The following is a 20,935-nucleotide window of genomic DNA, read 5'->3' as shown; positions in this document are numbered from 1 at the left end:
TTTTTTAAATTAACAATAATTATACTATATGGTGTAGTATATTCGTTTCATGTCCTGACATATATATTTTTATTTAAGATTATTCTTTTGCTCAACGGTTAATATTAATTATGACCTTATTAGATATTATAGTTATTACTAGTACGGTAGTTGGTTATTTTATAAGTATCTCACTATTTATAGCACCTTTTTATAAAAACCGTGCTAATAACTATTTATCATTATCACTCTTCTTGATTGTAAGTTTGATTTTTACAGCTTGGTTTGAAACGGATAGTGTACTGTTAGAAATAATTAACAATATGATGTTAGATTTTCTTGTAGGAGTTACTTTATTCACTTATTTTTTAATTCAAATTAAACATAAATATCTTAAAAGCAATTGGTACAAATGGCTTTATGTTCCATTTATCTTCTCAGTTGGTATTGAAATTTTAATTTCTTTTTCAGATTTAATTTTAGGTTTTTATAACCCTATTTTTGATGATGTCATGTTTTATTTTAAGCATTTCTTTTCAATTGGGTTAAATACATTTTTAATTCTTTTTGCAAGAGTTTTAATAAAAAAATCAGATACTACCTCAAGTTATAAAAAACTTTGGTTACTCAGATTAAACTTTTATATCATAGTTATTATTTTATGTTGGCTTCTATCTAGTTTAGAGTTTCATATTTTGAGTTCTGAATATATTACAAGCTTTCTTTGGGTGATAACTTCTTTTTTAATGTGGTGGGTTCTATACTATGGGGTATTTAAACTTCAAGTTGTTGCACAAAAAGATGAAATACATCAATCTTTAGCTTCAAAAAAAGCCAATTCAAGCCTGAAAAAAGAATTGAATAAAGCGACATCCTCTAAGATTATTATAGCGCTTTACAAGCTAATGGACGAAGAAGAATTGTATAAAAATCCTCTTTTGAGTCGCTTAGATTTAGCAACTAGATTAAATACAAGTGAAGTGTATTTATCACAGATTATAAACCGAAAACTCAATAAAAGCATTATTCAATTTGTAAATGAATATAGAATTAGAGCAGCTAAAGATTTACTTCATAATTCTGAATTCAATAAATATTCTGTTGAAGCTATTGGTATGGAAGCTGGTTTTAAATCAAAAAGTGCTTTTTATAATGCATTTAAAACTCATCTAGATATGTCTCCTGGTGCTTTTAGAAAGCTACAATAACTGTCCTGATTTGTATAATCTTATTTTTTCGATACTTCTTTAACTTACAAATCACATTTTACTCTTTTTAAAGCACATATTTTTGAGGTATGTAAAATTTAAAACTTAAATATATGAGAAGTACTTTTTTATTGGCAATTGTAGTTGTTTTTGGATTAATAAATGTTAATGCACAAAAAAATCTTGAATTTGGTATTAAAGGCGGTTTAAATGTCGCAACTATTACTGGAGCGAGTTCTGAGGATTCAGGCTATATTATAGACTTGCATTTTGGAGTTCTTGCGGAATTATCACTTTCGGATAAGTTTTCTTTTCAATCAGAGCTTATATATTCACTTCAAGGACCTGCGCCAATTCAAAATCAAGATAACCAAGCTGCTGGGTTGGAATATTTAAATTTACCTTTGATGGGCAAATATTATATAGCAAAAGGATTTAGTTTAGAAATAGGACCACAAATTGGTTTTCTGCTTTCTGCAAAAAATGATGATACAGATGCAAGTATAAATGTAAAAGACCTTTATAAAACTTTAGATTTTGGCGTTAATTTTGGATTGGGTTATAAACTAGATAATGGGCTTCATTTTGGAGTTAGATATAACTTGGGCTTATCTAATATTAATGATGATAACGGATTTTCAGATAAATACAGAAATAGTGTTTTTCAATTATCCATAGGTTATTTTTTTACTAAGAAAAAATAGTGTTTAAGAAGAGGCTGTCTCTGAAAAGTCAAGACAGCTCTTCTTATTTAAAAACGTAGGATTCCTGTTTTATAACCCAGGAATATTCGGCATACCTTCTTTTGCAACAGCAGCTAATTCAGCTTCATTTACAGTAGTTGCACGCTCAATAGCTTTGTTAAGTGTAAGAATGAGATAATCTTCGAGCATCTCTTTATCAGCTAACAGTTCCTCATCAATAGAAATAGATTTTATAGTTCTATTTGTCGTAATAGTCACCTTTAATTTCTCATCGTTGCTGGCTTCGTCTAACAAAACGCTATGCAAACGTTCTTTAGTTTCTTCTACTTTTTTCTGGGCTTCTTTTAATTTATTCATCATACCCATCATATCTCCAAACATAATCTTTTCGATTTAAAAATTTATACGATACAAAATTAGTAAATTGCGCCACTTTTTTGATTTTAAAAGACTAATAAAATATGGCTGACATTTCCCTCAAAAATCCTCCAATAGCAAAGAAAGTTCCTCAAAGACTTGAAATGCATGGTGATGTAAGGATTGATAATTATTTCTGGATGAATAATCGTGAAGACGAAGAGGTTATTAATCATCTTAAAGCTGAAAATGCATATTGTGATGAGATGATGGCACATACCAAAGGTTTTCAGAATGATTTATTTGAAGAAATGAAGGGGAGAATTAAAGAGGATGATTCTTCAGTGCCATACAAATACAACGGCTATTGGTACATTACAAAATTCGAAAAAGGAAAAGATTATCCAATTTACACACGTAAAAAAGAAACTCTTGAGGCTGATGAAGAATTGCTTTTTGATTGTAACGTCATGGCTAAAGGTGAAGCTTATTTTAAGCTTGTAGGTATTTCTATCAGCCCAGATAATAAGAAAGTGTCTTTTGGTTTAGACTTGACAGGAAGGCGTAATTACACCATTTATGTTAAGGATTTAACTACTGATAAATTAGAAAGTGATAAGATAGAACATACAACAGGCTCTTCAAGTTGGGCAAATGATAATCACACGTTGTTTTACACCAAAAAAGATGAACAAACATTACGGTCTTATCAAATTTATCGACACAAACTAGGTCAAAACAAGGATGAGCTAGTATTTGAAGAGGCTGATGATACTTTTGGCGTTGCTGTGTATAAATCAAAGTCTAGAAAATACATCATCATTGCATGTTATAGTACGCTTACTAATGAATATCATATTTTAAATGCTGAAACTCCAGATGAAAATTTCAAAAACTTTAGCCCACGAGTTAGAGGTTTAGAGTATAGTATTGCACATTATAATGGCGACTTCTATGTAATGACCAATAAAGATAAGGCTGTCAATTTTAAATTGATGAAGACTTCTGAGACTAATACTAATATTGATAATTGGGTAGATGTCATCGTGCATAGAGAAGACACTCTCATTGAAAATATTGATATTTTTAAAGATTACTTGGTGGTTAGCGAGCGCACTAATGGCCTTAATCTTATCCGTATTATGCGTTGGGATGGAAGTGAAGACTTTTATTTGCCATTTGATTCAGAAACATATACATGTTACACGAGTACAAACGTAGATTTTAATACAGAAGTACTGCGTTATGGCTACAATTCCATGACGACTCCTGCCTCAGTTATGGAGTTTAATATGCGTACAAAAGCTCAAAAAGTATTAAAAGAGCAAGAGGTTTTAGGTGGAAAATTCGATAAAGAGAATTATACTGAAGAACGTCTTTGGGCAACTGCAGATGATGGTACAAAGATTCCGATGTCAGTTGTTTATAGAAAAGGGTTAAAAAAAGACGGTAAGAATCCATTACTGCAATATTCTTATGGTTCTTATGGCTCCACAGTAGATCCTTACTTTTCGACCATTCGGTTAACACTACTTGATAGAGGTTTTATTTATGTTATTGCACATATTCGAGGAGGCGAGTATTTAGGTCGTAATTGGTACGAACATGGGAAACTCCTAAAAAAGAAGAATACATTTACTGATTTTATTGCGTGCTCTAAACATTTGATTCATCTTGGTTATACTTCAGCAGAACATTTATATGCAATGGGCGGAAGTGCAGGCGGCTTGTTAATGGGTGCAATAATTAATAAAGCACCAGGATTGTACAATGGTATTATTGCGGCTGTACCTTTTGTAGATGTTGTAACTACAATGTTAGATGATTCAATTCCTTTAACCACTGGCGAGTATGATGAATGGGGAAATCCAAATGAGAAGCATTATTATGAATACATAAAATCCTATTCGCCTTACGATAACATAGAAGCTAAAAATTACCCAAATATGTTGGTAAGTGCTGGTTTAAATGACTCTCAAGTACAGTATTGGGAGCCAGCCAAATGGGTGGCTAAACTCAGAGAATTAAAGACCGATGCTAACAAATTGTATTTAAAAACAAATATGGATGCTGGTCATGGTGGTGCGTCTGGTAGATTTGAATCCTTAAGAGAAGACGCTGAGGAGTTTGCCTTTCTATTAGACCTTGAGGGAATTTGCTCTTAATTGAAAAAAAAATTGTAGTTTTGCGCGGTTTTAGGTGACATTTTTTATATTGTTACTTGTAAATATCAAATATGACGAAAAGTAAACACGTTTATGACAACGTACTTCAACTTATTGGAAGTACGCCCCTAATTAAATTAAACAAGGTTACAGAAGATTTCGATGGTAATTTCTTTGCCAAAGTAGAAGCGTTCAACCCAGGTCATTCTTCAAAAGACAGAATAGCACTTCACATTATTGAAGAAGCTGAACGTCAAGGCATTCTTAAGCCAGGAGATACAATTATAGAAACTACATCTGGTAATACAGGTTTTAGTATAGCTATGGTTAGCATTATTAAAGGTTATGAGTGTATTTTGGCAGTTAGCTCAAAATCTTCACCTGATAAGATAGATATGCTGAAATCCATGGGAGCAAAGGTTTATGTTTGCCCTGCACATGTAAAAGCTGATGACCCACGATCTTATTATGAAGTAGCTAAGCGTCTTCATAACGAAATCAAAGGCTCAGTATATATCAATCAGTATTTTAATATTTTAAATACTGAAGCGCATTACAAAACAACAGGCCCTGAAATTTGGGAACAAACTGAAGGCAAAATCACACATTTAGTGGCTTGTAGTGGAACAGGAGGTACTATTTCTGGTATTGCTAGATTCTTAAAAGAACAAAACGCAGATGTAAATATTATTGGAGTAGATGCTTATGGTTCTGTACTAAAAAAGTATCATGAAACTCGTGAGTTTGATGATAAAGAAATTTATCCATATAGAATTGAAGGGCTAGGAAAAAACCTAATACCAACTGCCACTGATTTTGATGCTATAGATAAGTTTGTTAAAGTAACTGATGAGGAAAGTGCACATTCAGCTCGTGAAATATCTGCAAAAGAAGGTCTTTTTGTAGGTTATACTAGTGGTGCGGCTCTGCAAGCGATAAAAACACTGAATGCATCTGGAGAATTTAAGCCATCAGATAATGTAGTTGTTGTTTTTCCTGATCATGGATCACGTTACATGAGTAAGGTATATAACGATAAGTGGATGGAAGATCAAGGCTTTTTTGATAGCCAAACAGAAATGCAAGCAACAATAGAATACTTAAAGTAAACTAACAAATATTAATTACGCCCATTGATGTATTCAATGGGTTTTTTTGTTTAAAACTTGGTGAATATAAAGGGAAAATAAATTATGCATTCATAATATTATTACCTAATTTTGCCCGGTTACGCTAAACTAATTTAACATAAAATTATAAATTGAATTTCCTCTAAAAGTTCAATTTAAAATGAGTTCGAAAAGATAGTATGAAGGATTTATTTGAAAAGATTTACAAAGACAAAGGGCCATTAGGGAAGTGGGCAGCGCAAGCAGAAGGTTATTTTGTATTCCCTAAGTTAGAAGGAGAAATATCTAACCGAATGAAATTTCAAGGAAAGGATGTTATAACTTGGAGTATTAATGATTACTTAGGATTAGCAAATCATCCTGAAGTTCGTAAAGTTGATGCAGAAGCAGCTGCACAATACGGTTCTGCATACCCAATGGGAGCTCGTATGATGTCTGGTCATACTGAATTACACGAGCAATTACAAAATGAATTAGCCGAGTTTGTAAACAAAGAAGCGGCATACTTATTAAATTTTGGTTATCAAGGTATGGTGTCTACTGTAGATGCTTTGGTAAGCAAAGATGATATTATCGTTTATGATGTTGATGCTCACGCTTGTATTATTGATGGTGTAAGATTACACCACGGTAAGCGTTTTACATACAAACATAATGATATAGAAAGTTTAGAAAAAAACTTAGAACGTGCTACTAAAATGGCTGAAACAACAGGTGGAGGTATCTTAGTGATTTCTGAAGGTGTTTTTGGAATGCGAGGAGAACAAGGTCGTTTAAAAGAAATTGTAGCGCTTAAAAAGAAATTCAATTTCAGACTCTTTGTTGACGATGCTCATGGTTTTGGTACTTTAGGAGAGACTGGAGCAGGAGCAGGTCAAGAACAAGGTGTGCAAGATGATATTGATGTGTATTTTGCAACTTTTGCCAAGTCTTTAGCGAGTACAGGTGCTTTTATTGCTGCAGATCAAGAAATTATAGATTATTTAAAATACAATCTGCGTTCTCAGATGTTTGCAAAATCACTTCAAATGCAATTAGTCGTTGGGGCTTTGAAGCGTTTAGACATGCTTAGAACAATGCCAGAATTAAAGCAAAACCTTTGGAAGATTGTTGATGCATTACAGTCTGGTTTAAAGAATCGTGGATTTGATATCGGAACAACACAAAGTTGTGTAACACCGGTATATCTAAAAGGTAGTATCCCAGAAGCTATGGCATTAGTTAGAGACCTAAGAGAAAATCACGGAATCTTCTGTTCTATAGTAGTTTACCCTGTGATACCTCGAGGATTAATTCTACTTAGAATGATACCTACAGCAACACATACTTTACAAGATGTTGAAGAAACTTTAGATGCCTTTGACGCTATTAGAGAACGTTTAGATAACGGTACTTATAAGCGTATGTCTGCGGCTCTTATTGCGGCTATGGGTGAATAAGAACTCTAAAAATATATAAACAAAAAAGCTACCAATTTGGTAGCTTTTTTTATAATGCTTTTTTAAACGTTTTACGACGTTTATATACTTCAGGTTTAAAGTGTTTCCAGATTTTATGTATAGCTTCGTTATCTTCAAGTTCAGGAGTTCTGTAACAGTATTGAATGCCTTTCGCAGTAAAGGTTTCATACATTTCATTAAATAACACCGCATGAACACCTTTATTTTGATATTCTGGGTGTATACCTATGAGGTAGAAAATAACATCTTTACTATTCTTTTTTGCTTTTAAGATATGTCTAAATCCAAACGGAAAGAGTTTGCCTTTTGCTTTCTGTAAAGCATCAGCAAAACGTGGCATTACTATAGCAAAGCCAACTAATTTCCCTTCAGAGTCTACTACAAACTTGATATACTCCGGATTAACAAAGCTTATAAATTTCTTTTTAAAGTATTCTTTTTGAATATCAGTAATTTCTACAAACGAAGACAAAGACGCGTAACTTTCATTAAATAAATCAAACATACGGTCCGCATAAGGCATAACCTCACTAGTTTTAGTGAAATTCAACTCCTTTAGTTTATAACGTCTTTTTATTAACTCTTGTGCCTTTTTAAAGAATTCAGGTTTTACATTCTCAAAAGGAAACTTACTTTCAGAATATTGTTTTTCTACAGTAAACCCATGAGCTTTATAATGCTCTACATAATAGGGATGATTATACCAAGTAATCATTGGTGCAATTGTATCAAAACCATCAGTCATTACGCCAACCTTATCAAGATTAGAGAAGCCTACAGGTCCTTCCACATACTCGAGATTGTATTCTTTACCAATTTCAGAAACTCTATCTAAAAGTGCTTTACTAACGTCTAAATCATCAATAAAATCAAACCAACCAAAACGCATTTTATTAATGTTCTGCTTTTTGATTTCTAGCCAATTCACTATTGCAGCTACACGCCCAACAACCTCACCGTTCATATATGCAAGAAAGAAACGCGCATCAGCATCATTAAAAACAGGGTTTTCAGACTTATCAAAAGTCTTTAACTCTTCACTAATTATTGGAGGTACCCAATTTTTGGAATCTTTGTAGAGTTTAAAAGGAAATTTGACAAATTGTTTTAATTCCTTTTTAGAAATCGCTTCTTTAATTTCAATCATGTAGTCAACTATAAATTATCAGAATCGAAATCTGTTTTCTTTTTACGCTTCTTCTTTTTCTTATTTTTAGAAGTATCCACCTTATCTTTTACAGCTCCGCCATTATCTATCTTTTTGTCTTTATGCCAATCTAGACGATACGAAGCCCCAAAAGCAATATTAAAAACTGAAGGTGTGTCTTTTGTATTAAAAGCAATGTTTGCATCTAACTGAAAGTCTTTGGTCCATAAATAAGCACCACCGACTCTAAAAATATTATCAGCATAAAAGTCACTTTGTATACCTTGAGCTTCACCAAATAGCACCCATTGGTCTGAGAAAGAATGTGTTAGCGTAAGTATATATTGAAAATCTGAAAAATCAGAACCAATACGGTCTTTTAAGAAATTCATGACAAATACCCAACCACCAGCAAAATTGTTTTGAGTGGCCACCATTATTTTTGGGCTAAAACCTTCAACATCTGGTGCTGTAAAAGGATTATCTTTTGTGTCAAAATTTGCACCAACATATACTGCCACAGCTGGGATTAAAGATTTCCATTTAAATCGTCTGTTTGCATGATAACTATATAGATTTGGCTTATCCTCTTCAGCATTTTTATAAGGATCGTATACTAAATACTTGGCGCCAATTGTAAAATTTCTGAAGTTTGAACGTTTATCTTCGAAAGGTATAGCCGATGTATTACTAGTAAACGTATCGTTTTGATAAACACCTTCAATATTTATTTCTAATTGTTCCCATAAAAGACCAAAACGTGCAGCAAAATCGACACCAAAACCAGAGACTTCATAGTTTAAAGGATTGTGTTCTTCCTTAATGGTAAAACCTCCTAATTCAAACTGTAAAACATTGGTTCCGACAGAAAAAGCGGCTTTAGAAACGCCTGGTCTATTTGAGTTTATAACTTCTGTGTATTGCGCTAGTGCAGGTAATGAGGCAACGAGCATAAGCGAAACAAAAAAAGATTTTAATTGCTGCATGTTGTATAGGTTAGATTTCAAATATAGTATTTTATACTTTTTTTAAGGAATAATAACGGATTATAAATGATGTTAATTGTATTTTTGAATATAATTTATATTTATGATTTACACCTTATCTGTTGTGGGATTAGCAAGAACACTTCTTTGGATTATTGGTATTTACTTTGTTGTAAAGATATTATCGCGTCTTTTTGCACCTTTTTTGGTAAAATATGCTGCTAAAAAAATGGAACAAAAATTTGGTCAGCAGTTTGGTGCTAACCAGCATCCGCAACAACCTAAGCAAAAAGAAGGCGAGACAGTTATAGACAAAATGCCTTCTAATAATACTTCTTCGAACAAAAAGGTTGGCGAATACATCGATTACGAAGAAATTGATTAATTTTCGGTTTTATTGATTTAACCTTTTTTTCATGTCATTTTCATTTAAGCGCCTGCTACCTCACGTATTAGTTTTAATCGGATTTGTAGTATTGTCTCTGGCTTATTTTAGCCCTGTTTTACAAGGCAAAAAAATCTTTCAGAGCGATATCATGCACTACAAGGGTATGGCCCAACAGCATATAGATTATGCAGAAAAAGAAGATGAACATACGTATTGGACTAATAGTGCTTTTGGCGGAATGCCAACCTACCAATTAGGTGCAAAGTATCCACATAATTACATTAAAAAATTAGATTTAACGATTCGGTTCTTACCAAGACCTGCGGATTATCTATTTCTATATTTTATTGGATTTTATATTCTATTATTAAGTCTAAAAATTGATTTTAAGCTTGCTGTTCTCGGCGCTTTAGCATTTGGGTTCTCTACTTATATGATTATTATTCTTGGCGTTGGTCATAATTCCAAAGCACATGCGATAGCCTACATGCCTTTAGTTTTATCAGGTATTATTCTCACTTTTCGAAAGAAATATATTTGGGGATTTTTGCTAACAATAGTGGCTCTTGGACTAGAGATTGTAGCTAACCATTACCAAATGACATATTATTTATTACTACTCGTTTTAGTATTAGGCTTTGCTTATTTGGTAGATGCATACCAAAAGAAGCAATTAGCTCACTTTTTTAAATCTGTTGGTTTACTATCAGTTGCTGCTATCATAGCAGTAGGTTTAAATGCCACAAATATAATGGCAACTCAAGAGTATGTAAAAGAGAGTACACGTGGCAAGAGCGATTTGACTATTAAAGCTAACGGACAACCAAAAGAGGTAAAAGAAGGTTTAGACCCAGGTTACATTACAGAATATAGTTATGGTTTAGCAGAATCTTTTAACTTATTTATCCCAAAATTTATGGGTGGTGGTAGTAGTGAAAATATCGGCAAAAATTCAGAAACCTATGACGCATATCTTAAGCTTGGTGCCTCACCAATTGAGGCCATAGAAGCATCTAGAAATGCACCAATGTATTGGGGAGACCAAACTATAGTAGAAGCCCCAGCTTATGTAGGCGCTGTTATCATATTCTTGTTTGTTCTAGGTTTGTTTTTAGTGAAAGGACGATTAAAATGGTGGCTCGTTGGAGGGACACTATTGTCCTTGTTTTTATCTTATGGAAAAAACTTCGGTTTACTTACGGACTTTTTTATTGAATATGTACCGTTATATAATAAGTTCCGTGCTGTGAGTTCAATACAGGTTATTCTAGAACTCTGCATACCAGTTTTAGGGATTTTTGCTTTATCTCGGCTATTCAATGATTTTCAAAAGAAAGAAGAGAAACTTAAAGCTTTAAAATACGCAGTGGCTATAACTGGAGGATTGGCATTATTTTTTCTTTTAGCGCATCCTTTTTTATTCGATTTCATAAAACCTGGAGAAGAACAATATCCTGAGCTTTTGGTTAATGCTTTTGCTGAGGACAGAAAGTCATTATTCGTTTCAGACGCGATAAGAACTCTTGTTTTTGTGCTGCTTTCGGCAGGAGTTATATTTTATTTTCTGAAAGAAAAAGTTTCTGAAAAATTATTAATAGTAGTTTTCGCAGTATTGATTTTATTTGATTTGGTAACGGTTGATAGAGCATATGTAAACACAGATAATTTTGTTTCTGCACGCCAGGTAGATAAGCCATATCAGGCTTCAGCTGCAGATAAGCAAATACTTAATGATAAAGAGCACTTTAGGGTGTTAGATGTATCTCGTGAAGGGCAGCAAAGACCAGCAAGAGCCGCATATTTTCATAACTCTTTAAATGGTTATCATGCAGCAAAACTAAATAGGTTTGAGGCGCTTTTAGATTTTCATATATATCAGAATAATACAGAGGTATTAAACATGCTAAACACGAAGTATGTTATTGCTGAAGACCAAGCAGGTAGAGTAGAAGCTTCAACACGTTATACGCAGCCAAATGGAAATGCTTGGTTTGTTTCTGAATTAAAGACTGCTGAAACTGGAAATGAAGAAATATTGGCATTAGATAGCTTAAACACTAAGGTTGAAGCTATTGTAAATAAGACAACTTTTGATGAATTAAAACTTAAAACTGGTTATGAGACAGATAGTACTGCATCTATACGTTTAACAGAGTATAAACCAAACTATCTTAAATACGAATCCAAAAATTCTAATGGCGGATTAGCGGTATTTTCTGAACTCTATTATTATAAAGGTTGGAATGCCTATATTGATGGGAAGCTTACGCCTCATTTACGTGTTAATTATACCTTAAGGGCGTTAGAAATCCCCGCTGGAAATCATACCGTAGAATTTAAGTTTGAGCCAAAAGTTGTTGAGACTGGTAGTAAAATTGCTCTAGCTAGTTCAGTCTTGTTTGGTATATTATTACTGTTAGGAGGATTTTTCCAGTTTAAGAAGAAGGAATAACGATTCTTTATGGTAAGTAAAAAAGCCCTTATAATTGCGTATTATTGGCCGCCAGCTGGAGGGCCAGGTGTACAACGATGGCTTAAGTTTGTAAAATACCTTCCAGAATTTGGCATAGAACCTATTGTTTATTGTCCGTCTAATCCAAATTACCCAATAGTAGATGAAAGCCTTGTCAATGAGCTTCCAAAAGATATCACTACGATTAAACAGCCTATTAATGAGCCGTATCGTTTTGCAAAACTCTTATCTAAAAATAGCTCTAAAACTATAAGTTCAGGTGTTATACCAGAAAAAAACAATCAATCTATACTAGAAAAGTTGATGCTATTTATAAGAGGAAATTTTTTTATTCCTGATGCTAGAAAAAATTGGATTAAGCCTTCAGTACGTTTTCTTTCAAATTATATAGAAAAAAACAATATAGACACTATTATAACAACTGGACCACCACATAGTTTGCACTTAATTGGTTTAAAGCTAAAACAAACTCTCAACATTAAATGGGTAGCGGACTTTAGAGATCCGTGGACTACAATTGGCTATCATAAGTCTTTAAAATTATTAAACTTTGCTAAGAAGAAACACATTAAACTAGAACAAGAAGTTCTTAATTCTGCTGACCAAATCGTAGTTACTAGTAACCACACAATGAATGAGTTTTCATCTAAAACTAACCAGCCAATAGAAGTGATTACAAATGGTTATGATTCTCACTCAGTTGTTGTCAACGAAAAAGATTCTAAATTCACATTATCTCATATAGGCTCTTTACTTTCAGATAGGAACCCAAGAATTCTTTGGGAAGTACTTTCAGAATTAATAGAAGAAAATAGAGAGTTTGCAGTTCAGTTTCAGTTAAACTTAGTTGGTGTTGTAAGCCAAACAATTACTAATTCAATTAAAACTAATGGACTAGAAAAATATCTGAATTTAGTAGGATATGTGGATCATGATGAAGCCATAGCATATCAGAAAAAGTCTCAATTATTGCTTCTTATAGAAATAGATTCAGAAAACACAAAAGCGATTATACCAGGTAAATTGTTTGAGTATATGGTTTCTGAAACACCAATTTTGGCAATTGGACCAAGAGATTCTGATATAGAGCAGATTATAAAGTCTACAAATACTGGAAGTTATTTTAGTTACAGTGATAAAGAATTGCTTAAAGCCCAGATTTTAAATCATTTTGATGTATACAAAAAGGGTTCTCTTAAGACTAATGGGATTGGACTTGAGAAATATAGCAGGCGTTCTTTAAGTCAATCACTTTCTAAACTTTTATTAGATCTTTAGATGCTCTAAAAAAATTGTACTTTTAAGTCTGTGGGAATAGTTATAAAACAGTCATTTAAAAATACCTTAAGTACCTATATAGGTTTTGGTATTGGTGCTATAAATGCACTTTTTCTTTACACTAATTTCTTGACGGATGATTATTACGGTCTTGTAGCCTTTGTGCTTTCGGCAGCCAATATTATGCTACCATTTATGGCTTTTGGAGTGCAGAATGCATTGATTAAATTTTATTCGACATTTAAAACTAAAAATAGCCTTAATAGTTTTTTAACTCTAATGCTTTTTCTGCCTTTAGTGTTTATAATTCCAACTGGGCTTATTGGTATTTTGGGTTATGATTTTATAGCGAGTCTTTTGTCTGACAAAAATCCATTGGTATATGATTATCTCTGGCATATTTATATCACAGCAATAGCAATGGCATATTTCGAAATATTTTTTGCCTGGTCAAAAGTACAGATGAAAACTGTTTTTGGAAATATTATGCGAGAGATATTTCATCGTTTTTGCATCATGGTTTTATTATGTTGTGTATACATGAATTGGATTACTGTAGAAATATTTATTGCTGGAGTTGTAGCGGTGTATGTCGTTAGGATGTTAATAATGAAAATATATGCCTATGTTTTAAGATTTCCTGTTATTAAATTTAATAAGATTGAAAATACATCTTCTGTTCTTAAGTATAGTTTCTTAATTATTATAGCAGGTTCAATAGCTATGGTCATTTTAGACGTAGACAAATTTATGATTGGGCAGTATTTGGAAATTGAAAACGTAGCCTATTATAGTGTCGCCATTTTTATTGCGACTGTTATATCTGTTCCTCAACGCTCTATGCACCAAATAATGATGCCAATAACTGCCAAATTTTTAAATGATGATAACAAAGAGGAACTTTTAAGTTTATATCAGAAAAGCTCATTAAGCCTTTTAATTATAAGTGGACTCATATTCTTGTTGATAGTTTTAAATATTAATATGCTTTATCAATTGCTTCCTGAGAAGTTTACTGGCGGATTTTTTGTTGTGTTTATTGTTGGTTTGGCCAAGCTATATGATAATATGATGGGTAATAATAATGCAATATTGTTTAACAGCGATTATTACAGAGTTGTATTATTTTTTGGAGTGTTATTAGCCATTCTTGCAGTGATTTTGAATATGATTTTCATTCCACTTTATGGAATTAATGGTTCAGCCTTGGCAACGTTCATGGCAATTGTAATCTATAATACCTTAAAACTAGTTTTTGTAAAGTTGAAGCTAAATATGCAGCCTTTTAGTTTAGCTACCTTTAAGGTTTTGTTGCTTCTTGTGATTCTAGGTTTTGGATTCTATTATATTGAATTCCCTTTTCATCCTATTATAAATATCACGGTAAAGTCAATTCTAATATCATTGATATATTTAGTTTTGGTATATAAATTCAATCTTTCAGAAGATATCAATGAGCAATTAAAAAAGTATTTACATTTTTTATAAATAGAGAAATCCCGCAATGAGCTTTGAGGCATACACTTGCGGGATGTTCAATCTAACCAACCAAAAAAATTGTTTATCCTCTTCTTCGAGATGTAGTTCTAGACGACTTGCTTTTAGAGCCTCTAGTAGAACTTGGCCTCTTACTCACAGAAGATGTTTTTCTTTTACTTTGCGTAACAGTTCTCTGAGTTCTTTTCGGAGTAGTTCTTACAGTTTTGCGAGATGTTGTACTCGATTTTCTGACCGAACTATTATTCTGTCTTTGTCCTCTATTTGAAGTTACTGTTCTTTTTTGAGAACTACTTCTTCTAGTTGATGTATTACTATTTCTGTCAGACCTAGTACTTACTGAAGGTCTAGAGTTTCTGCTAGACGAACGCTTGACATTCTCATTTCGTGTAGAACGATTTTGAGATACACCTCGACTGTTTCGAGTAGATCTACCTGTTGTTCTAGCTTCAGATTTTCTAGTGCTTCTAGAGTTAATGTCTCTTGAAGTACTATTGCCTCTTCGATTAACATCATTAGATGCTAAACGTCTTCCTCTATCACGAGTAATAGATTCGTTTCTTTGTTGCACACGTCTTCCGATAGTTCTTTCACGTTCGTTACGAGGTGTTTGAGCATACCTTCTTGAATAGTCTCTAGTACTGCCACGTCTTCCAAAGTTATTGTTTCCACGTCTTCCGTTAACATTTACAAAACGTGTATTATTTCTGTATGGTCTGTAATATACATGACGATAAGGTGTATAGAACTGTCTGTATGGTCTTGTATTTATAATGCATAAGTTAACTGCAGGTACAGCATAAAATCTGTGCCATGGTCTGTAGATATAGCTTCTGTTATATACGTTTATAAATCCTGTATAATGTGAAAATACATTTCCTCTATAAAAGACATTTAGTCCGCCTATTCTATTAACTCTTCCAAACCCATTGTAGTTAATAAAGATATTTCCTATTTGAGACACACGCCCATAATAATCATAAAAGATTGGTGTGTTTTCTATTTGGATAACAGCTCCATAACTATCATACTGAACGTATGGGTTATAATCATAACCAGTATTAAAACTGAAGCTTACATTTCTATTGCTAAATCCTACATTAAGATTTGGACCAAAGTTACCTGCATAAAAATCGAATTGTCCATCACGGAAAACCGAAAATTCAATGCCGTCTTCGACAAATATGAAAGAATTGCCATAACCTCTCACATAATTATATAACGTAGCATCTGCTTCAGAATTTGTGTTGGTTGATGCAAATGAAGTACCTCCGATGAGGAATAAACTTGCTGCTAAAAATAGAATCCTTTTCATAATATTTGGGTTTTAAAATTAAATTCATTTAACTAATACCAAACAGCGTGCCAAAAATGTATAATACCCATAACGCAAGGCTTTCCATAAAAAAAAACCTGAAGACATATATCTTCAGGTTTATAAATTATAGCTTTGTTTTAGTCGTCACGAGAACGTCTTTTCAACTTTCGATGCTTTTTTACTTCTCCGTTTTGACGGTAGTAGTAAAAATCGTCGTCGTCATCCCAATCATAATCATTATCACTCCAATCATTATCCCATTGGTTAAAAGTATTGCAATCTCTATTACTATGGTTTACAAAACCACTATAGCCAATTAAGAGACCTCGACGATTGTATTGTAATCTTAGGTTGCCAACTTGTTGTAACCTATTGTAACGGTATCTCATATAAACGGTTCCAGCACGCTTAATTCGTCCTTGCCTATCGTAATTAATAAATACGTTTCCAATACGCCTTACACGTCCTAAATAATCATGAGTTATACGTACACCTCTGTTTCTTGAACCATAATGATTATATCTCGTTCCCGGTGTGCCAAATGACCTATTAACATAACCTCTACGGTTTCTGTAATAATTGCCTGTTCTAGGTGTATTACCGAAATAATCGGTATTAAAATCAAAGCTACCATCAGCAAAGATTAAAAATTCTACACCTCGCTCTACAAACACAATTGGTTGTGCATAACGATAGCGTGATGTAAAATCTAAACCTTTCTCTAGTGTTGCAGAAGTTTTTTCTGCGGCTGTTGCAGTTGTTAATCCTGTTAACATTACTGCCAAAAGTAAAATTACCTTTTTCATAATTATAGAATTTAGATTGTGCCTACTCATATATAGCTTTTCGGCTTACGCTATTTGCTATGAATAAAACCAATTAACGTGCCAAAAGAATAAATGCTTGATGTAGAGGTGTTTAAAGGTGTATTTTTTGTTGTACATCTACAGTATCCATAAATATTCAGTAACATTTAGCTATTTGCATCTTCGTATTTGTATAGAATAATATGATACTAAGTATTAGAATTTTGTAATTTTAACCTAATTAACCAACCTATAATGGAAACTAAACAAATCAATTGTCAAAACTGTGAAAGCCCTATTGATGACGGCTATAAGTTTTGCCCAAATTGTGGGCAAAAAACTAATGAAGAGCTTACGATAGGTGTGTTGTTTTACAATACAATTAGTAACTATTTTTCTTTTGATGCGCGTTTTCTGAAGAGTTTTATTCCATTAATGTTTAGACCTGGTTATTTAGCTAAGCGGTTTTTAGCAGGTAAGCGATTGTTATATCTTCATCCAGCTCAGATGTATTTGTTTGTATCTGTGATATTTTTCTTTTTGTTTTCGTTTGTAGTAGCAGAATGGAAAAAAGATGCTGATGCTATTAACAAAAAAATTATAGAGTCCGAAGTCGTTGAGCAGCTGCCAGAAGAAGCCCAAAAACAGTTTGATTCTATACAAAAAGCGAAAGTTTTAGAATCTTTAGAGAAAAATAAAGCGCTATTAGGCATGACGGATGAAGATTTAAAAAAAACAGATTCTATTATGCAGTTGCAAAATGGTAACAATCTAAAAACGTCTTGGGATTTTAATAAGAAAAAGGTAGATTCTTTGATTGATGCTGGAGCTGAGGACTCAGCCATTTATAAAGAGATGGGTATGTCTGATGATGCAGGTTTTTTTGAAAAACGCATCTTTGCTGGCTTTTTAAACCTTATGAAGGGTAGTGGAGCAGGTTCTGTGATTCAGCGAGCTGTTGATGCAGTGCCTATAGCTATGTTTATTCTTCTGCCTTTATTTGCTTTGCTTTTAAAACTATTTTATTATAAGAGAGGGCGTTATTCTCATCATTTAGTATTTAGTTTTTACTTCTTTTCCTTTTTGTTCACCTTATTCTCTTTGTTGCTATGTATTGATCTTTTTATTATCCCTATTCCTGGATGGATTAGTTGGCTTTTAATTCTATCTACGTTCTTTTATTTTTACGTCGCGTTACTTAATTTTTACCGTCGCAATTGGTTTTTTACATTTGTAAAATGTAGTATTATTACATTTGTATTTATGTTAATGGTAATACCTACTACAGGTGTATTGTTAGCCTTATTTGGTATTATGAATGGATAATTATAATGTATTGTAGTAAGTAAATGCCTCTATAATGATTTCATTTGGTACTTCACAATCTATTTTTGCTTTTCCTATAGATTCTAGCAGTACAAATTTAATGATGCCATGACTGTTCTTTTTATCATACTTCATTAATTCTATTATTGGTTTATAATCAGCTTCCTCAAACTCAACTTTTGTAAAGGTTTTTAATACGCCATCAGAAATTTCATCTAAGGCTTCTGTCGATAAATCACTTACTTTAGTTGATATGTAGGATTCTAAAATCATACCAATAGCAATAGCTTCCCCATGTAGTAAAGTAGTTTTCATATCATTTTCTAGAAAATAACTTTCTATAGCATGGCCCAGTGTGTGTCCAAAATTTAATGTTTTTCGGAGGCCTTGCTCTGTTGGATCTTGAGTAACAACATTATTTTTAATCACCACGGAATCATAAATTAATTGATCTAAATCTGATAAGTCTAACTCTTCTAAATGTGTCAATGTATACCAATAATTTGCATCAGTAATTAAGCCGTGCTTTAGCATTTCGGCAAATCCAGAAACCATTTGATTTTGAGGTAACGTGTTTAGAAAGGATATATCTATAAGCACCATGGCACCTTCGCTAATGATACCAACTTGATTTTTCAAAACTCCTAAGTCTACACCTGTTTTACCACCGACAGAAGCATCTACCATGGCAAGCAATGATGTTGGGACATTTATATAGTCAATACCACGCATATATGTGCTAGCCACAAAACCACCCAAATCTGTGACAACACCACCACCTAAATTAATAAGTATACTTTTACGGTCTGCATTATATTGAGACATCGCTTCCCAAACACCCATGCAAATGTCTATGGTTTTATGGTCTTCACCTTCAGGCATCTCCATAACTTCTGTAGCAATTTCACCAGATTCTAGGTTAGCCATAAACTGCGGTAAACATAAATCATGTGTATTTGTATCTACTAGAATAAATATTTTTGAAGGATTATGTGTTTTTATATAGTTGTTTAATTCAGTGTAAATATCTGAATTAAAATGAATTATTGAGTTTTTTGTAGTTATGGATGTCATGATTCTTGCAAGCTGAATTAGAGATTGTGAAAATAGGTTGTTTTTTCAGAAAATAAGAAATGTTATATTTATTTTTGTTGCAAATAAGTTATAGATGAGCAAAAATACTCTGTTTAATAATACCAAAACAGCTTTTTCATTAAAGTCAGATTCTCAATTAGAACGTGCCCATTTTTTATTTAAAATGATATCCAAAGAACCTTTGGTGCGTATTGGTACTGCGGTTACAAAATTTGCGTTAAATGCGAGCCTCCCAGTTGAAGGTCTTATCCGATCAACAGTTTTTGACCATTTTTGCGGTGGTGTTAATGAAGAAGATTGCTTGCCAGCTATAGAAAATATGTATACAAAAGGTGTTAGCTCAGTTTTGGATTATTCTGTAGAAGGTAAAGAGTCTGAAGAACAATTTGATGATGCACTAAAGAAAATATTAAGGATTGTAGATTTCTGTGATGAGAGAAATTCTATGCCAATAGTCGTCTTTAAGCCCACAGCCTTTGGTCGTTTTTATTTATACGAAAAGAAATCCGAAGGAATTCAACTTTCCCCAGAAGAACAAGATGAATGGAATAGAGTTGTAGAGCGTTTTCATAGTGTTTGTAGAGCATCAAAAGAGAAAGATGTCGAAGTATTGATTGATGGCGAAGAAAGTTGGATGCAAACTGCAGCAGATGATTTGGTTGAAGATATGATGAGAACATACAATACAGAAAAAGCAATTGTATATAACACATTGCAGCTTTATAGATGGGATAGATTAGATTACCTAAAAGGGTTGCATAAACGCGCTAAAGCAAATAACTTTAAAATTGGTATGAAGATAGTCCGTGGTGCATACATGGAGAAGGAGAGAGCAAGAGCTGAGGAAATGAGCTATACATCTCCTATCTGTGAAACAAAAGCCATTACCGATGATAATTTTAATAATGGACTAACTTATATCCTAAAAAACAACCTAGATATATCAATATTTATTGGTACTCACAACGAACATAGCTGCTATTTAGCTATGGCAATTATGAAAGAGTTAAATATTAGCAAATCAGACAATAATGTTTGGTTTGGACAACTTTATGGTATGAGTGACCATATTAGTTTTAACTTAGCTGAGCAAGGTTATAATGTAGCGAAATATTTGCCATTTGGCCCTGTAAAAGATGTGATGCCTTATTTAATAAGACGTGCTGAAGAAAATACATCTGTAGCTGGGCAAACAAATAGAGAATTAGAATTGATTAAGACTGAAAGAAAGCGTAGAAAGCTTTAGTTTTCTATTTTAAAGTCAAGGATTGTAGCAACTAAACTACAATTCTTAACACGTAGAACAACTTCTCGTTCTTTATAAGTGTTTTCTATTTGGTAGACTTTGCATGGTTTAGCTTTTGTATCACTTTCCGAAAAGTTCACATCACCATATTTTATTAATTGTTTAATTACAGTTGAATCTAGAGTTTGTCTATTGATTTCTATCGCAGCATTATCCGAATAAAACAGTTTTTTAGTACTGATATTTTTTACTGTTCGTGCATTTGGACCATAATCGCAAGATGCATCTTTTCCGTTAAGAAAAAACATAAGAATAATTAACCCTATTGCAAAACCTCCAAGGTAGTAACCGAGACGTTGTATAAATTTCATA

18 protein-coding genes are annotated in these 20,935 nt (G+C 32.8%); 11 read left to right on the top strand and 7 right to left on the bottom strand.

Annotated features, from left to right (window positions below; genetic code table 11):
* Positions 1 to 110: 110 nt before the first annotated feature.
* Both Q0770_RS11355 and Q0770_RS11350 read left to right on the top strand, forming a co-directional pair.
* Positions 111 to 1,187: an AraC family transcriptional regulator gene (locus Q0770_RS11355; protein ID WP_299117026.1), complete on the top strand. Its 1,077-nt coding sequence runs from the start codon at positions 111 to 113 to the stop codon at positions 1,185 to 1,187.
* Positions 1,188 to 1,300: 113 nt separating this feature from the next.
* Positions 1,301 to 1,891 (top strand): porin family protein, encoded by a 591-nt coding sequence (locus Q0770_RS11350; RefSeq protein WP_299117024.1) that lies wholly within the window; start codon positions 1,301 to 1,303, stop codon positions 1,889 to 1,891.
* Between the two features lie 69 nt (positions 1,892 to 1,960).
* Here the strand turns inward: Q0770_RS11350 and Q0770_RS11345 are convergent, their stop codons facing one another.
* Positions 1,961 to 2,272: a YbaB/EbfC family nucleoid-associated protein gene (locus Q0770_RS11345; protein WP_299117022.1), complete on the bottom strand. Its 312-nt coding sequence runs from the start codon at positions 2,270 to 2,272 to the stop codon at positions 1,961 to 1,963.
* 80 nt (positions 2,273 to 2,352) lie between these two features.
* Here Q0770_RS11345 and Q0770_RS11340 point away from each other — a divergent pair, with 80 nt between their 5' ends.
* The 3 genes from Q0770_RS11340 to Q0770_RS11330 all read left to right on the top strand — a co-directional run bounded on the left by Q0770_RS11340 (position 2,353) and on the right by Q0770_RS11330 (position 6,982).
* Positions 2,353 to 4,413 carry a S9 family peptidase gene (locus Q0770_RS11340; protein ID WP_299117020.1) on the top strand — a complete coding sequence of 687 codons (2,061 nt, stop codon included), beginning with the start codon at positions 2,353 to 2,355 and terminating at the stop codon, positions 4,411 to 4,413.
* 71 nt (positions 4,414 to 4,484) lie between these two features.
* Positions 4,485 to 5,522: a PLP-dependent cysteine synthase family protein gene (locus Q0770_RS11335; RefSeq protein ID WP_299117018.1), complete on the top strand. Its 1,038-nt coding sequence runs from the start codon at positions 4,485 to 4,487 to the stop codon at positions 5,520 to 5,522.
* A gap of 200 nt (positions 5,523 to 5,722) precedes the next feature.
* Positions 5,723 to 6,982, top strand: a complete 1,260-nt coding sequence (locus Q0770_RS11330) for an aminotransferase class I/II-fold pyridoxal phosphate-dependent enzyme (protein WP_188374456.1) — start codon at positions 5,723 to 5,725, stop codon at positions 6,980 to 6,982.
* 49 nt (positions 6,983 to 7,031) lie between these two features.
* Here the strand turns inward: Q0770_RS11330 and Q0770_RS11325 are convergent, their stop codons facing one another.
* Complete coding sequence (locus Q0770_RS11325; RefSeq protein ID WP_299117014.1) at positions 7,032 to 8,150, bottom strand: GNAT family N-acetyltransferase; 1,119 nt, start codon at positions 8,148 to 8,150, stop codon at positions 7,032 to 7,034.
* A gap of 8 nt (positions 8,151 to 8,158) precedes the next feature.
* Positions 8,159 to 9,157 carry a transporter gene (locus Q0770_RS11320; RefSeq protein ID WP_306420471.1) on the bottom strand — a complete coding sequence of 333 codons (999 nt, stop codon included), beginning with the start codon at positions 9,155 to 9,157 and terminating at the stop codon, positions 8,159 to 8,161.
* Positions 9,158 to 9,239: 82 nt separating this feature from the next.
* On the opposite strand from Q0770_RS11320, the gene Q0770_RS11315 reads away from it, so the two are divergent.
* Genes Q0770_RS11315 through Q0770_RS11300 form a run of 4 tightly spaced genes read left to right on the top strand, consistent with a single transcriptional unit; the run spans position 9,240 to position 14,763 of the window.
* Positions 9,240 to 9,521 (top strand): DUF4834 family protein, encoded by a 282-nt coding sequence (locus tag Q0770_RS11315; protein ID WP_299117011.1) that lies wholly within the window; start codon positions 9,240 to 9,242, stop codon positions 9,519 to 9,521.
* 31 nt (positions 9,522 to 9,552) lie between these two features.
* Positions 9,553 to 11,976: a YfhO family protein gene (locus tag Q0770_RS11310; protein ID WP_299117009.1), complete on the top strand. Its 2,424-nt coding sequence runs from the start codon at positions 9,553 to 9,555 to the stop codon at positions 11,974 to 11,976.
* Between the two features lie 9 nt (positions 11,977 to 11,985).
* The gene (locus tag Q0770_RS11305) at positions 11,986 to 13,275 is read left to right on the top strand and encodes a glycosyltransferase (RefSeq protein WP_299117007.1); all 1,290 of its coding nucleotides are present in this window, start codon (positions 11,986 to 11,988) and stop codon (positions 13,273 to 13,275) included.
* A gap of 30 nt (positions 13,276 to 13,305) precedes the next feature.
* A complete protein-coding gene (locus tag Q0770_RS11300) occupies positions 13,306 to 14,763 on the top strand; it encodes a polysaccharide biosynthesis C-terminal domain-containing protein (RefSeq protein WP_299117005.1) in 1,458 nt (485 codons plus the stop codon).
* A 73-nt stretch (positions 14,764 to 14,836) separates the two neighbouring features.
* Here Q0770_RS11300 and Q0770_RS11295 read toward each other — a convergent pair whose 3' ends face one another.
* Together Q0770_RS11295 and Q0770_RS11290 are read right to left on the bottom strand one after the other, a co-directional pair.
* A complete protein-coding gene (locus Q0770_RS11295; RefSeq protein ID WP_299117003.1) occupies positions 14,837 to 16,087 on the bottom strand; it encodes a hypothetical protein in 1,251 nt (416 codons plus the stop codon).
* A gap of 140 nt (positions 16,088 to 16,227) precedes the next feature.
* The gene (locus Q0770_RS11290; protein ID WP_299117001.1) at positions 16,228 to 16,896 is read right to left on the bottom strand and encodes a hypothetical protein; all 669 of its coding nucleotides are present in this window, start codon (positions 16,894 to 16,896) and stop codon (positions 16,228 to 16,230) included.
* A 255-nt stretch (positions 16,897 to 17,151) separates the two neighbouring features.
* On the opposite strand from Q0770_RS11290, the gene Q0770_RS11285 reads away from it, so the two are divergent.
* Positions 17,152 to 18,222: a DUF3667 domain-containing protein gene (locus Q0770_RS11285; protein WP_299116999.1), complete on the top strand. Its 1,071-nt coding sequence runs from the start codon at positions 17,152 to 17,154 to the stop codon at positions 18,220 to 18,222.
* Here Q0770_RS11285 and aroB read toward each other — a convergent pair whose 3' ends face one another.
* On the bottom strand, positions 18,223 to 19,296 hold the full coding sequence (aroB, locus tag Q0770_RS11280) for a 3-dehydroquinate synthase (protein ID WP_299116997.1): 1,074 nt from the start codon (positions 19,294 to 19,296) through the stop codon (positions 18,223 to 18,225). It abuts the gene before it with no gap.
* 94 nt (positions 19,297 to 19,390) lie between these two features.
* Here aroB and Q0770_RS11275 point away from each other — a divergent pair, with 94 nt between their 5' ends.
* On the top strand, positions 19,391 to 20,563 hold the full coding sequence (locus Q0770_RS11275) for a proline dehydrogenase family protein (protein WP_299116995.1): 1,173 nt from the start codon (positions 19,391 to 19,393) through the stop codon (positions 20,561 to 20,563).
* Here Q0770_RS11275 and Q0770_RS11270 read toward each other — a convergent pair.
* On the bottom strand, positions 20,560 to 20,934 hold the full coding sequence (locus Q0770_RS11270) for a hypothetical protein (RefSeq protein ID WP_299116993.1): 375 nt from the start codon (positions 20,932 to 20,934) through the stop codon (positions 20,560 to 20,562). The genes Q0770_RS11275 and Q0770_RS11270 overlap by 4 nt on opposite strands.
* Between the last annotated feature and the right edge of the window lies 1 nt (position 20,935).

It is taken from the genome of uncultured Winogradskyella sp. (assembly GCF_947501905.1).
Lineage (GTDB): Bacteria > Bacteroidota > Bacteroidia > Flavobacteriales > Flavobacteriaceae > Winogradskyella.
This window is presented reverse-complemented; position numbering and strand designations above follow the sequence as displayed.

What these genes read in the sequence shown, in the direction of transcription:
- Q0770_RS11355 (WP_299117026.1), top strand. Translation starts at nt 111, where the DNA reads ATGACCTTATTAGATATTATAGTTATTACTAGTACGGTAGTTGGTTAT.
- Q0770_RS11350 (WP_299117024.1), top strand. Translation starts at nt 1,301, where the DNA reads ATGAGAAGTACTTTTTTATTGGCAATTGTAGTTGTTTTTGGATTAATA.
- Q0770_RS11345 (WP_299117022.1), bottom strand. Translation starts at nt 2,272, where the DNA reads ATGTTTGGAGATATGATGGGTATGATGAATAAATTAAAAGAAGCCCAG.
- Q0770_RS11340 (WP_299117020.1), top strand. Translation starts at nt 2,353, where the DNA reads ATGGCTGACATTTCCCTCAAAAATCCTCCAATAGCAAAGAAAGTTCCT.
- Q0770_RS11335 (WP_299117018.1), top strand. Translation starts at nt 4,485, where the DNA reads ATGACGAAAAGTAAACACGTTTATGACAACGTACTTCAACTTATTGGA.
- Q0770_RS11330 (WP_188374456.1), top strand. Translation starts at nt 5,723, where the DNA reads ATGAAGGATTTATTTGAAAAGATTTACAAAGACAAAGGGCCATTAGGG.
- Q0770_RS11325 (WP_299117014.1), bottom strand. Translation starts at nt 8,150, where the DNA reads ATGATTGAAATTAAAGAAGCGATTTCTAAAAAGGAATTAAAACAATTT.
- Q0770_RS11315 (WP_299117011.1), top strand. Translation starts at nt 9,240, where the DNA reads ATGATTTACACCTTATCTGTTGTGGGATTAGCAAGAACACTTCTTTGG.
- Q0770_RS11310 (WP_299117009.1), top strand. Translation starts at nt 9,553, where the DNA reads ATGTCATTTTCATTTAAGCGCCTGCTACCTCACGTATTAGTTTTAATC.
- Q0770_RS11305 (WP_299117007.1), top strand. Translation starts at nt 11,986, where the DNA reads ATGGTAAGTAAAAAAGCCCTTATAATTGCGTATTATTGGCCGCCAGCT.
- Q0770_RS11295 (WP_299117003.1), bottom strand. Translation starts at nt 16,087, where the DNA reads ATGAAAAGGATTCTATTTTTAGCAGCAAGTTTATTCCTCATCGGAGGT.
- Q0770_RS11290 (WP_299117001.1), bottom strand. Translation starts at nt 16,896, where the DNA reads ATGAAAAAGGTAATTTTACTTTTGGCAGTAATGTTAACAGGATTAACA.
- Q0770_RS11285 (WP_299116999.1), top strand. Translation starts at nt 17,152, where the DNA reads ATGGAAACTAAACAAATCAATTGTCAAAACTGTGAAAGCCCTATTGAT.
- aroB (WP_299116997.1), bottom strand. Translation starts at nt 19,296, where the DNA reads ATGACATCCATAACTACAAAAAACTCAATAATTCATTTTAATTCAGAT.
- Q0770_RS11275 (WP_299116995.1), top strand. Translation starts at nt 19,391, where the DNA reads ATGAGCAAAAATACTCTGTTTAATAATACCAAAACAGCTTTTTCATTA.
- Q0770_RS11270 (WP_299116993.1), bottom strand. Translation starts at nt 20,934, where the DNA reads ATGAAATTTATACAACGTCTCGGTTACTACCTTGGAGGTTTTGCAATA.